The 11,362-nt window shown below is 58.5% G+C and carries 24 protein-coding genes; all 24 read right to left on the reverse strand.

Annotated elements, in window-relative coordinates:
• Positions 1-66 precede the first annotated feature (66 nt).
• On the reverse strand, positions 67-183 hold the full coding sequence (rpmJ, locus tag ACFW0H_RS16180; RefSeq protein ID WP_003093693.1) for a 50S ribosomal protein L36: 117 nt from the start codon (positions 181-183) through the stop codon (positions 67-69).
• Positions 184-213: 30 nt separating this feature from the next.
• A complete protein-coding gene (gene secY, locus ACFW0H_RS16185; RefSeq protein WP_069081979.1) occupies positions 214-1,542 on the reverse strand; it encodes a preprotein translocase subunit SecY in 1,329 nt (442 codons plus the stop codon).
• A complete protein-coding gene (gene rplO, locus ACFW0H_RS16190; RefSeq protein WP_016490546.1) occupies positions 1,543-1,977 on the reverse strand; it encodes a 50S ribosomal protein L15 in 435 nt (144 codons plus the stop codon).
• 3 nt (positions 1,978-1,980) lie between these two features.
• Positions 1,981-2,157 carry a 50S ribosomal protein L30 gene (rpmD, locus tag ACFW0H_RS16195; protein WP_016490545.1) on the reverse strand — a complete coding sequence of 59 codons (177 nt, stop codon included), beginning with the start codon at positions 2,155-2,157 and terminating at the stop codon, positions 1,981-1,983.
• Positions 2,158-2,159: 2 nt separating this feature from the next.
• A complete protein-coding gene (gene rpsE / locus ACFW0H_RS16200; protein WP_003448746.1) occupies positions 2,160-2,660 on the reverse strand; it encodes a 30S ribosomal protein S5 in 501 nt (166 codons plus the stop codon).
• A gap of 3 nt (positions 2,661-2,663) precedes the next feature.
• Positions 2,664-3,014, reverse strand: a complete 351-nt coding sequence (rplR, locus tag ACFW0H_RS16205; RefSeq protein ID WP_003448744.1) for a 50S ribosomal protein L18 — start codon at positions 3,012-3,014, stop codon at positions 2,664-2,666.
• Between the two features lie 10 nt (positions 3,015-3,024).
• On the reverse strand, positions 3,025-3,558 hold the full coding sequence (gene rplF, locus ACFW0H_RS16210) for a 50S ribosomal protein L6 (protein ID WP_422914903.1): 534 nt from the start codon (positions 3,556-3,558) through the stop codon (positions 3,025-3,027).
• A 14-nt stretch (positions 3,559-3,572) separates the two neighbouring features.
• Positions 3,573-3,965 carry a 30S ribosomal protein S8 gene (gene rpsH / locus ACFW0H_RS16215; protein WP_377694838.1) on the reverse strand — a complete coding sequence of 131 codons (393 nt, stop codon included), beginning with the start codon at positions 3,963-3,965 and terminating at the stop codon, positions 3,573-3,575.
• A 191-nt stretch (positions 3,966-4,156) separates the two neighbouring features.
• Positions 4,157-4,462, reverse strand: coding sequence for a 30S ribosomal protein S14 (gene rpsN, locus ACFW0H_RS16220; protein WP_422914904.1), 306 nt, complete (start codon positions 4,460-4,462; stop codon positions 4,157-4,159).
• A 13-nt stretch (positions 4,463-4,475) separates the two neighbouring features.
• Positions 4,476-5,015 carry a 50S ribosomal protein L5 gene (rplE, locus tag ACFW0H_RS16225; protein WP_422914905.1) on the reverse strand — a complete coding sequence of 180 codons (540 nt, stop codon included), beginning with the start codon at positions 5,013-5,015 and terminating at the stop codon, positions 4,476-4,478.
• A 20-nt stretch (positions 5,016-5,035) separates the two neighbouring features.
• A complete protein-coding gene (rplX, locus tag ACFW0H_RS16230; RefSeq protein ID WP_271410431.1) occupies positions 5,036-5,350 on the reverse strand; it encodes a 50S ribosomal protein L24 in 315 nt (104 codons plus the stop codon).
• Between the two features lie 12 nt (positions 5,351-5,362).
• A complete protein-coding gene (gene rplN / locus ACFW0H_RS16235; RefSeq protein ID WP_003448734.1) occupies positions 5,363-5,731 on the reverse strand; it encodes a 50S ribosomal protein L14 in 369 nt (122 codons plus the stop codon).
• A gap of 22 nt (positions 5,732-5,753) precedes the next feature.
• Positions 5,754-6,020: a 30S ribosomal protein S17 gene (gene rpsQ / locus ACFW0H_RS16240; protein WP_021219597.1), complete on the reverse strand. Its 267-nt coding sequence runs from the start codon at positions 6,018-6,020 to the stop codon at positions 5,754-5,756.
• A gap of 2 nt (positions 6,021-6,022) precedes the next feature.
• A complete protein-coding gene (gene rpmC, locus ACFW0H_RS16245; protein WP_016490538.1) occupies positions 6,023-6,214 on the reverse strand; it encodes a 50S ribosomal protein L29 in 192 nt (63 codons plus the stop codon).
• Positions 6,214-6,627, reverse strand: coding sequence for a 50S ribosomal protein L16 (gene rplP / locus ACFW0H_RS16250; RefSeq protein WP_016490537.1), 414 nt, complete (start codon positions 6,625-6,627; stop codon positions 6,214-6,216). Before rplP ends, rpmC begins: the two co-directional genes overlap by 1 nt.
• A 12-nt stretch (positions 6,628-6,639) precedes the next feature.
• A complete protein-coding gene (gene rpsC / locus ACFW0H_RS16255) occupies positions 6,640-7,326 on the reverse strand; it encodes a 30S ribosomal protein S3 (protein ID WP_028629286.1) in 687 nt (228 codons plus the stop codon).
• 13 nt (positions 7,327-7,339) lie between these two features.
• Positions 7,340-7,672 (reverse strand): 50S ribosomal protein L22, encoded by a 333-nt coding sequence (rplV, locus tag ACFW0H_RS16260; protein WP_007161246.1) that lies wholly within the window; start codon positions 7,670-7,672, stop codon positions 7,340-7,342.
• A 13-nt stretch (positions 7,673-7,685) separates the two neighbouring features.
• Positions 7,686-7,961: a 30S ribosomal protein S19 gene (gene rpsS / locus ACFW0H_RS16265; RefSeq protein ID WP_027590504.1), complete on the reverse strand. Its 276-nt coding sequence runs from the start codon at positions 7,959-7,961 to the stop codon at positions 7,686-7,688.
• A gap of 14 nt (positions 7,962-7,975) precedes the next feature.
• Positions 7,976-8,797, reverse strand: coding sequence for a 50S ribosomal protein L2 (gene rplB / locus ACFW0H_RS16270; RefSeq protein ID WP_422914906.1), 822 nt, complete (start codon positions 8,795-8,797; stop codon positions 7,976-7,978).
• Between the two features lie 11 nt (positions 8,798-8,808).
• Positions 8,809-9,108 (reverse strand): 50S ribosomal protein L23, encoded by a 300-nt coding sequence (gene rplW / locus ACFW0H_RS16275; RefSeq protein ID WP_028629287.1) that lies wholly within the window; start codon positions 9,106-9,108, stop codon positions 8,809-8,811.
• Positions 9,105-9,707 carry a 50S ribosomal protein L4 gene (rplD, locus tag ACFW0H_RS16280; protein ID WP_280287725.1) on the reverse strand — a complete coding sequence of 201 codons (603 nt, stop codon included), beginning with the start codon at positions 9,705-9,707 and terminating at the stop codon, positions 9,105-9,107. Before rplD ends, rplW begins: the two co-directional genes overlap by 4 nt.
• A gap of 14 nt (positions 9,708-9,721) precedes the next feature.
• Entirely contained in the window at positions 9,722-10,357 is a 636-nt protein-coding gene (rplC, locus tag ACFW0H_RS16285) for a 50S ribosomal protein L3 (RefSeq protein ID WP_069081971.1), read from the reverse strand.
• An 84-nt stretch (positions 10,358-10,441) separates the two neighbouring features.
• Positions 10,442-10,753, reverse strand: coding sequence for a 30S ribosomal protein S10 (rpsJ, locus tag ACFW0H_RS16290; protein ID WP_003243886.1), 312 nt, complete (start codon positions 10,751-10,753; stop codon positions 10,442-10,444).
• A gap of 157 nt (positions 10,754-10,910) precedes the next feature.
• Positions 10,911-11,362 (reverse strand): EF-Tu C-terminal domain-related protein (locus tag ACFW0H_RS16295; RefSeq protein WP_422914907.1); only part of this gene is annotated, 452 nt, incomplete at its 5' end.

The following is an 11,362-nucleotide window of genomic DNA, read 5'->3' on the forward strand; positions in this document are numbered from 1 at the left end:
GCTGTAAAAACGAATAATCAACCCGGCAGCGCACTAGCTGCCGGGCTCATAACGCGTGAATCACACTCAGCCTTGGCGCTGCTTGTGACGCGGTTCCGCGCTGCAGATCACGCGAACGATACCGTCGCGACGGATGATCTTGCAGTTGCGGCACAGCTTCTTCACCGATGCACGAACTTTCATCAGTAACTCCTAGAACCTTACGGAACCGGGTCAGCGGAGCATGCCGCTGCCGTAGCCCTTCAGGTTGGCTTTCTTCATCAGGGATTCGTACTGGTGCGAAACGAGGTGCGATTGTACTTGGGCCATAAAGTCCATCACAACCACGACCACGATCAGCAACGAGGTCCCGCCAAGGTAGAACGGTACGTTCGCTGCAACCACCAGGAACTGGGGAAGCAGGCAAACGGCCGTCATGTACAGAGCACCGAACATGGTCAAGCGGGTCAGTACGCCATCGATATAGCGCGCCGACTGCTCACCAGGACGGATACCCGGAATAAAGGCACCGGACTTCTTCAGGTTCTCCGCCACGTCTTTCGGGTTGAACATCAGTGCTGTGTAGAAGAAGCAGAAGAAAACGATCCCTGCACTAAACAGCAGAATGTTCAACGGCTGACCAGGAGCGATAGCCTGTGCGACGTCCTGCAGCCAGCCCATGCTTTCGGACTGACCGAACCAGGCGCCCAGAGAGGCCGGGAACAGCAGAATGCTGCTGGCGAAGATAGCCGGGATAACGCCAGCCATATTCACCTTCAACGGCAGGTGGCTCGTCTGCGCAGCGAAGACCTTGCGGCCCTGCTGACGCTTGGCGTAGTGCACCGCAATGCGACGCTGACCACGCTCGATGAACACCACGAAACCGATGATCGCTACTGCCAGCAGACCGATGGCGACCAGAGCGAAGATGTTGATATCGCCCTGACGTGCAGACTCGAAGGACTGCCCGATCGCCCTCGGCAGACCGGCCACGATGCCAGCAAAAATCAGCATCGAGATACCGTTGCCGACACCGCGCTCAGTGATCTGCTCGCCCAACCACATCATGAACATCGCACCAGCCACGAAGGTGGTGACGGCCACGAAGTAGAAGCCGAAATCAGTCGAGAAAGCGACGCCCTGACTGGCCAGGCCAACGGACATGCCGATGGCCTGGACCAGTGCCAGGGCTACAGTGCCGTAGCGGGTGTACTGGCTGATCTTGCGACGGCCAGCTTCACCTTCCTTCTTCAACTGTTCCAGCTGCGGACTGATGGCGGTCATGAGCTGCATGATGATCGACGCCGAGATGTACGGCATGATCCCCAGTGCAAAGATGCTCATCCGCTCCAGCGCGCCGCCGGAGAACATGTTGAACAGGCTAAGAATGGTCCCCTCGTTCTGCCGGAACAGCTCGGCCAGCCGGTCAGGGTTGATGCCGGGCACTGGAATGTGCGCGCCGATCCGGTAGACGATGATCGCCAGGAACAGGAAACGCAGTCGAGCCCAGAGCTCGGACAACCCGCCATTGCTGAGCGCGGAGAGAGCACCTTGCTTAGCCATTTAGTCCTCGAACTTGCCGCCAGCTGCTTCGATGGCCGCACGCGCACCCTTGGTGGCGGCGATACCTTTCAGGGTGACCGCGCGAGTAACGTCGCCGGACAGCATGATTTTCACACGCTGCACGTTCTGGTTAATCACGTTGGCATCCTTCAGCGCCTGCAGAGTGACGACATCGCCTTCCACCTTGGCCAGCTCGGAAGTGCGCACTTCAGCGCGATCCATGGCTTTCAGGGAAACGAAGCCGAACTTCGGCAGACGACGGTGCAGCGGCTGCTGGCCGCCTTCGAAGCCCGGAGCAATGGTGCCACCGGAGCGGGAGGTCTGACCTTTGTGACCACGGCCACCAGTCTTACCCAAACCGCTACCGATGCCACGGCCCGGACGGTGCTTTTCGCGACGGGCACCCGGCGCGGAACGCAGATCGTTCAGTTTCATGGATTAACCCTCGACACGCAGAAGGTAGTAAGCCTTGTTGATCATGCCGCGGTTCTCAGGAGTGTCCTGAACTTCTACGGTGTGACCAATGCGACGCAGGCCGAGACCCTTGACGCAAGCCTTGTGGTTAGCCAGACGGCCGTTAACGCTCTTGATCAGCGTTACTTTGACAGTTGCCATGATTAGAGAATCTCCTCGACGCTCTTACCACGCTTGGCCGCAACGGACTCAGGGGACTGCATGTTCTTCAGACCCTTGAAGGTGGCGTAAACCACGTTCACCGGATTGGTGGAGCCGTAGCACTTGGCCAGAACGTTCTGCACACCGGCCACTTCCAGAACGGCACGCATGGCGCCGCCGGCGATGATACCGGTACCTTCGGAAGCCGGCTGCATGAACACCTTGGAGGCGCCATGGGCGGACTTGATCGGGTACTGCAGGGTGGTACCGTCCAGATCAACCTGGATCATGTTGCGGCGGGCAGCTTCCATCGCTTTCTGGATGGCGGCAGGTACTTCGCGGGACTTGCCGCGACCGAAGCCAACACGGCCTTTGCCATCACCTACCACGGTCAGCGCGGTGAAGGTGAAGATACGACCGCCTTTTACGGTCTTGGCAACGCGGTTAACCTGGACCAGCTTCTCGATGTAGCCTTCGTCGCGCTTTTGCTCGTTATTTGCCATAACTTAGAACTCCAGCCCGCCTTCACGAGCAGCATCAGCCAGCGCCTTGACGCGGCCGTGGTACTTGAAGCCAGAACGATCGAATGCCACCTGAGTGACGCCAGCGGCTTTCGCGCGCTCGGCAACCAGCTGACCAACCTTCTTGGCCGCGTCGACGTTGCCGGTGGCACTGTCACGCAGTTCTTTGTCCAGGGTCGAGGCGCTGGCCAGGACCTTGGCGCCGTCGGCCGAAATGACCTGGGCGTAGATGTGCTGGGAAGAGCGGTACACGCAGAGGCGTACGGCTTCCAGCTCGCGCATTTTCAGGCGTGCCTTGCGAGCGCGACGCAGACGAGTTTCTTTCTTTACGCTCATTTGCTATGCCCTACTTCTTCTTAGCTTCTTTACGACGGACGACTTCGTCGGCGTAACGTACACCCTTGCCTTTGTAAGGCTCCGGCGGACGGAAGTCGCGGATCTCAGCGGCCACTTGACCAACCAGCTGCTTGTCGATGCCCTTGATCAGGATATCGGTCTGGCTGGGGGTTTCAGCGGTGATGCCTTGCGGCAGTTCGTAATCCACCGGATGCGAGAAGCCGAGAGCCAGGGACAGCGTTTGACCTTTGGCTTGAGCTTTGTAACCAACGCCGACCAGCTGGAGCTTGCGCTCGAAGCCCTGGCTGACGCCGATTACCATGTTGTTGACCAACGCACGGGTGGTACCGGCCATGGCGCGGTTCTGCTGGTCGCCGTTGCGAGCAGCGAAACGCAGCTCACCGGATCCCTCGAGAACTTCCACGGACGGATGCACTTTCAGTTCGAGAGCGCCCTTGGCACCCTTCACCGAAAGCTGCTGACCGGCGATCTTGACTTCGACGCCAGCGGGCAGCTTGACGGGGTTCTTAGCAACGCGAGACATGCTTTCAACCCCCCTTAGAACACAGTGCAAAGCACTTCGCCGCCAACACCAGCAGCGCGAGCAGCACGATCAGTCATCACACCCTTGTTGGTGGAAACGATCGATACGCCCAGGCCGCCACGTACTTTCGGCAGCTGATCGACGGACTTGTACTGGCGCAGGCCAGGACGACTTACGCGCTTCAGCTCCTCGATGACCGGACGGCCTTCGAAGTACTTCAGCTCGATGGACAGCAGCGGCTTGGTATCGCTGCTGACTTGGTATCCCGTGATGTAACCTTCGCTCTTCAGAACGTTGGCCACTGCCACCTTCAGCTTGGAGGACGGCATGCTTACGACAGACTTTTCAGCCATCTGGGCATTACGGATACGAGTTAGCATGTCCGCTAACGGGTCCTGCATACTCATGGGCTAGATGCTCCTGATACAAAAAGAAATAGCCTTGCGGCTAGAGTCACACGCGAGCACTGGACGGACTGATGCCAGGCCCGGGCGAGCCGGACATTCTAGAGATACTCCAGAAACGAATCAAGCCCCAAAAGGGGCTTGATTCAGATGACCTGGGCTTGGCCGACCAGAGCCGGCCTAACCGACGATCATTACCAGCTGGCTTTCACCAGGCCGGGTACATCACCGCGCATGGCAGCTTCACGCAGCTTGTTACGGCCGAGGCCGAACTTGCGGTAAACGCCGTGCGGACGACCGGTGATGCGGCAGCGGTTACGCAGGCGCGAGGCGCTGGCGTCACGGGGCTGCTTCTGCAGGGCTACCTGAGCTTCCCAACGAGCTTCCGCAGTGGAGTTCGGGTTGGCAATGATAGCTTTCAGCTCAGCACGCTTCTTGGCGTACTTAGCAACCGTCTGCTGACGCTTCAGCTCGCGGTTTTTCATGCTCTGTTTGGCCATGTTCCTACTCCAATCAGTTGCGGAACGGGAAGTTGAAGGCGCGCAGCAGGGCGCGACCTTCTTCATCCGTACGGGCGGTGGTGGTCAGGGTGATATCCAGACCGCGCAGCGCATCGATTTTGTCGTAATCGATTTCCGGGAAGATGATCTGCTCTTTCACGCCCATGCTGTAGTTGCCACGACCGTCGAAGGACTTGGCATTCAGGCCGCGGAAGTCACGCACGCGCGGCAGGGAGATGGACAGCAGACGATCCAGGAACTCGTACATGCGATCACGGCGCAGGGTGACCTTGACGCCGATCGGCCAACCTTCGCGAACCTTGAAGCCTGCAATGGACTTGCGGGCGTAGGTCACGACGGCTTTCTGGCCGGTGATCTTCTCCAGGTCGGCAACGGCGCTCTCGATGACTTTCTTGTCACCGATAGCTTCGCCCAGACCCATGTTGAGGGTGATCTTGGTGATGCGCGGAATTTCCATCACGTTCGCCAGCTGAAGTTCTTCCTTCAGCTTCGGCGCGATTTCTTTCCGGTAAATCTCTTTCAGTCGTGCCATGGTTATCTACCTAGCAGTTCTCAAGCATCAACCGGTTTCTGGGTCGACTTGAAGACACGAATTTTCTTACCTTCTTCAACCTTGAAACCAACGCGATCAGCCTTGTTGGTTTCGGCATTGAAGATGGCCACGTTGGAGAGGTGCAGGGGCGCCTCCCGCTCGACGATACCGCCCTGGACACCGGCCATCGGGTTCGGCTTGGTGTGGCGCTTGATCAGGTTGACACCGCTGACCAGCACACGGCTGTCGGCGAGAACCTTCAGCACCTTGCCACGCTTGCCCTTGTCCTTGCCGGCGATGACGATGATCTCGTCGTCACGACGAATCTTTTGCATGACGGCTTCTCCTTACAGCACTTCGGGGGCGAGCGAGACGATCTTCATGAACTTCTCGGAACGCAGTTCACGGGTCACGGGCCCGAAGATACGGGTGCCGATCGGCTCCTGCTTGTTGTTCAGCAGGACGGCGGCGTTGCCGTCGAAGCGGATGATCGAGCCGTCAGGGCGACGAACGCCGTGCTTGGTACGGACCACGACAGCGGTCATTACCTGGCCTTTCTTCACCTTGCCACGCGGAATCGCTTCTTTCACAGTCACTTTGATGATGTCGCCGATGCCGGCGTAGCGGCGGTGCGAACCACCAAGGACCTTGATGCACATAACGCGACGAGCACCGCTGTTGTCAGCGACGTCGAGCATGGATTGAGTCTGAATCATATCTTTCTCCGACCCTTAGTCCTTAGACTTCCACGGCACGTTCGACGACTTCCACCAGGGCCCAGGACTTGGTCTTGGCCAGCGGACGGGTCTCACGAATGGTGACCTTGTCGCCGATGCGGCACTGGTTGGTTTCGTCGTGGGCGTGCAGCTTGGTCGAACGCTTCACGTATTTACCGTAGATCGGGTGCTTTACGCGACGCTCGATCAGGACGGTGATGGTCTTGTCCATCTTGTCGCTGACGACACGACCGGTCAGCGTGCGGACGGTTTTCTGAGCTTCAGCCATGATTACTTACCTGCTTGCTGGTTGAGCACAGTTTTCACGCGAGCGATGTCGCGCTTCACTTGCGAGAGCAGGTGAGACTGCCCCAACTGGCCAGTTGCTTTCTGCATGCGCAGATTGAACTGGTCGCGCAGCAGGCCGAGCAGTTGCTCGTTCAGCTGCTGTACGGATTTTTCACGAAGTTCATTCGCTTTCATCACATCACCGTCCGCTTAACAAAGGAGGTGGCGAGCGGCAGCTTTGCAGCAGCCAGGGCGAATGCCTCACGCGCCAGCTCTTCGGAAACACCCTCGATCTCGTACAGGACCTTGCCCGGTTGAATCTGGGCTACCCAGTACTCGACGCCACCCTTACCTTTACCCATACGAACTTCGAGGGGCTTCTTGGTAACGGGCTTGTCCGGGAACACACGGATCCAGATCTTGCCGCCACGCTTCACGTGACGGGTGAGGGCACGACGTGCAGCCTCGATCTGGCGGGCAGTGAGACGACCACGGCCAGTAGCCTTCAGCGCGAACTCGCCGAAGCTGACCTTGCTACCGCGCTGAGCCAGACCACGGTTGTGGCCGGTCATCTGCTTGCGGAACTTCGTACGCTTTGGTTGCAGCATTTGGCGTACCCCTTACTTAGCAGCTTTTTTACGAGGAGCGGGCGCTACCGGCTTCAGCTCTTCCTGGCGGCCACCAATGACCTCACCCTTGAAGATCCAAACCTTCACACCGATCACACCGTAGGTGGTGTGCGCTTCATAGGTTGCGTAGTCGATGTCGGCACGCAGGGTGTGCAGGGGCACACGACCTTCGCGGTACCACTCGGTACGGGCGATTTCAGCACCACCGAGACGACCACTCACCTGAATCTTGATGCCCTTGGCACCAATGCGCATGGCGTTCTGTACAGCGCGCTTCATGGCGCGACGGAACATCACGCGACGCTCCAGCTGCTGAGCTACGCTCTGCGCAACCAGCATACCGTCGAGCTCCGGCTTGCGGATCTCTTCGATGTTGATGTGCACCGGCACACCCATTTGCTTGGTCAGGTCCTGACGCAGCTTCTCAACATCTTCACCTTTCTTGCCGATCACGATGCCGGGACGAGCGGTGTGGATGGTGATGCGTGCGGTTTGAGCCGGACGATGAATATCGATACGGCTTACGGACGCGCTTTTTAGTTTGTCTTGGAGGTACTCACGCACCTTCAGGTCGGCAAACAGATAATCGGCATAAGTGCGCTTATCTGCGTACCAAACGGAGGTGTGCTCCTTGACGATACCCAGGCGAATGCCAGTGGGATGTACTTTCTGACCCATCTGATCGACTCCGTTACTTGTCCGCAACCTTGACAGTGATATGGCAAGACCGCTTGACGATGCGATCAGCACGGCCCTTGGCACGCGGCATGATGCGCTTCAGCGAACGCCCTTCGTTGACGAAGACGGTGGACACTTTCAGGTCATCCACATCGGCGCCTTCGTTGTGCTCGGCGTTGGCCACGGCCGACTCCAGCACTTTCTTCATGATCTCGGCAGCTTTCTTGCTGCTGAAGGTCAGGAGGTTGAGCGCTTCGCCCACCTTCTTCCCGCGGATCTGGTCGGCGACCAAGCGGGCTTTCTGGGCGGAGATTCGAGCGCCCGACAGCTTAGCGGCTACTTCCATCGTTCCTTACCCCTTAACGCTTGGCTTTCTTGTCCGCAGCATGACCGCGATAGGTGCGGGTAGCAGCGAACTCGCCGAGTTTGTGGCCGACCATGTCTTCGTTCACGAGGACCGGGACGTGTTGACGACCGTTATGAACAGCGATGGTCAGACCAACCATCTGCGGCAGCACGATGGAGCGACGCGACCAGGTTTTCACCGGCTTGCGATCGTTCTTTTCCACCGCCACTTCGACCTTCTTCAGTAGGTGAAGATCGATAAAAGGACCTTTTTTCAGAGAACGCGGCACTGTCGTATCCTCAGTTATTTACGGCGACGGACGATCATGTTGTCGGTGCGCTTGTTCGCGCGGGTCTTCGCACCCTTGGTCGGGAAGCCCCACGGAGACACCGGATGACGGCCACCAGAGGTACGACCTTCACCACCACCATGCGGGTGGTCTACCGGGTTCATCGCCACGCCGCGAACGGTCGGGCGAACACCACGCCAACGCTTGGCACCAGCTTTACCCAGCGAACGCAGGCTGTGCTCGGAGTTCGAGACTTCGCCCAGGGTCGCACGGCACTCAGCCAGGACTTTACGCATTTCGCCAGAGCGCAGACGCAGGGTCACGTAGGCACCTTCACGAGCGACCAGCTGAACGGAAGCACCAGCGGAGCGGGCGATTTGCGCGCCTTTACCGGGCTTGAGTTCGATGCCGTGAACGGTGCTACCAACCGGGATGTTGCGCAGCGGCAGGGTGTTACCGGGCTTGATCGGTGCGTTGACGCCCGAGATCAGCTGGTCGCCAGCGCTCACGCCTTTCGGCGCGATGATGTAGCGACGCTCGCCATCGGCGTACTTCAGCAGAGCGATGTGAGCAGTACGGTTCGGATCGTATTCGATGCGCTCAACGGTGGCAGGAATGCCATCCTTGTTGCGACGGAAGTCGACCAGACGATAGTGCTGCTTGTGACCACCGCCGATGTGGCGAGTGGTGATGCGGCCGTTGTTGTTACGACCACCGCTCTTCGATTTCTTCTCGACCAGCGGGGCGTAAGGAGCGCCTTTGTGCAGCTCCTGGTTGACCACCTTGACCACGAAACGGCGGCCAGCGGAGGTCGGTTTGCATTTAACGATTGCCATGATGCACCCCTTTACTCAGCGCTGCTGGCGAAATCGAGATCTTGGCCCGGCTGGAGAGCGATGTACGCTTTTTTCCAGTCGTTACGCTTGCCCAGACCGCGAACGGTACGCTTGGTCTTGCCCTTCACATTGAGGGTGGTGACGCGAGCGACTTTCACGCTGAACAGGCTTTCTACGGCCTTCTTGATTTCCAGCTTGGTTGCATCGGTGGCAACCTTGAAAACGAACTGGCCCTTGCTGTCTGCCAGCATGGTGGCCTTCTCGGAGACGTGCGGACCAACCAGCACCTTGAATACGCGTTCCTGGTTCATGCCAGCAGCTCCTCGAATTTCTTCACGGCGGACACGGTGATCAACACCTTGTCGTAGGCGATCAGGCTGACCGGGTCGGAACCCTGCACATCACGAACATCGACGTGCGGCAGGTTGCGAGCAGCAAGGTACAGGTTCTGGTCGACTGCATCGGAAACGATCAGCACGTCGGTCAGCCCCAGGCCGTTCAGCTTGCCCAGCAGAGTCTTGGTTTTGGGTGCATCGACTGCGAAGTCTTCAACCACAACCAGGCGCTCTTGACGCACGAGCTCGGAGAGGATGGAGCGCATGGCAGCGCGGTACATCTTCTTGTTGAGCTTCTGGGAGTGATCCTGAGGCTTGGCAGCGAAGGTGGTACCACCGGAGCGCCAGATGGGGCTGCGGATGGTGCCAGCACGAGCACGACCAGTGCCCTTCTGACGCCACGGCTTCTTGCCACCACCGGAAACTTCGGAACGGGTCTTCTGCGCGCGAGTGCCCTGACGGCCACCGGCCATGTAGGCGACGACAGCCTGGTGAACCAGGGTCTCGTTGAACTCACCGCCAAAGGTACGCTCGGAGACTTCGATAGCCTGAGCGCCATTTACATTCAATTGCATCTCAGCTTCCCCTCTTAACCGCGAGCCTTGGCTGCCGGACGCACAACCACATCACCACCGGTAGCGCCGGGAACGGCACCTTTCACCAGCAGCAGATTGCGTTCTGCATCGACACGCACAACTTCCAAGGACTGAACAGTCACACGCTCGGCACCGAGGTGACCGGACATTTTCTTGCCCTTGAAGACACGACCAGGAGTCTGGCACTGGCCAATAGAACCCGGGGCGCGATGGGAAACGGAGTTACCGTGTGTGTTGTCCTGACCGCGGAAGTTCCAGCGCTTGATGGTACCGGCGTAGCCTTTACCCTTGGACTGACCGGTAACGTCTACCAGTTGACCAGCCTGGAACAGCTCGGCAGTGATCTGATCACCGGCCTGGTACTCGCCTTCTTCAAGACGGAATTCCCAGACACCGCGACCAGCAGCCACGCTTGCCTTGGCGAAGTGACCGGCTTGCGCCTTGGTCACGCGAGAGGCACGACGCTCACCGACAGTTACCTGTACGGCGCGATAGCCATCGCTTTCTTCGTTTTTGAACTGGGTCACACGATTCGGCTCGATCTCAATGACCGTAACCGGAATGGAGACACCTTCTTCGGTGAAAATGCGGGTCATGCCGCATTTACGACCGACTACACCAATAGTCATGTTGTAAACCTCATGAGTGTACGGGGCTTTCACCCGCTATGGCCGCCCATTTCAGAGCGTTACACGACTAAAAACCGAAGGTTTTTAGCCGAGGCTGATCTGCACTTCCACGCCTGCCGCAAGGTCGAGCTTCATCAGCGCATCGACGGTTTTATCCGTCGGCTGGACGATGTCCAGAACACGCTTGTGGGTACGAATTTCGTACTGATCACGCGCGTCTTTGTTGACGTGCGGGGAGATCAGAACGGTGTACCGCTCTTTGCGAGTAGGCAGAGGAATAGGACCACGCACCTGAGCACCAGTACGTTTCGCGGTTTCCACGATTTCCTGGGTGGATTGATCGATCAGGCGATGGTCAAAAGCCTTCAACCGAATACGGATTTGTTGGTTTTGCATTTTGACCTCAGACTCTATCTCTGCTTGCCCCCAACGGACGGACTACGCCCGTTAAAAGGAGGCGTGATTGTACGGATGCCTCAGAAGGGTGTCAACTTTTGATCAACCAAAAGAAAAGGGCCCCGAAGGGCCCTCTCTTTTGTAGCGGGATCGTCGATTACTCGATGATCTTGGCAACCACGCCGGCACCAACGGTACGGCCGCCTTCGCGGATCGCGAAGCGCAGGCCGTCTTCCATGGCGATCGGGGCGATCAGGGTGACAACCATCTTGATGTTGTCGCCCGGCATTACCATCTCTACGCCTTCCGGCAGTTCGCAGTTACCGGTCACGTCGGTGGTACGGAAGTAGAACTGCGGACGGTAGCCCTTGAAGAACGGGGTGTGACGACCACCTTCTTCCTTGGACAGCACGTACACTTCGCACTCGAACTTGGTGTGCGGCTTGATGGTGCCCGGCTTGGCCAGAACCTGGCCACGCTCTACGTCGTCACGCTTGGTGCCGCGCAGCAGGGCGCCGATGTTCTCACCAGCACGACCTTCGTCGAGCAGCTTGCGGAACATTTCCACGCCGGTGCAGGTGGTCTTGGTGGTCGGACGGATGCCGACGA

The organism is Metapseudomonas cellulosilytica (assembly GCF_049334135.1).
Classification (GTDB): Bacteria; Pseudomonadota; Gammaproteobacteria; order Pseudomonadales; family Pseudomonadaceae; genus Metapseudomonas.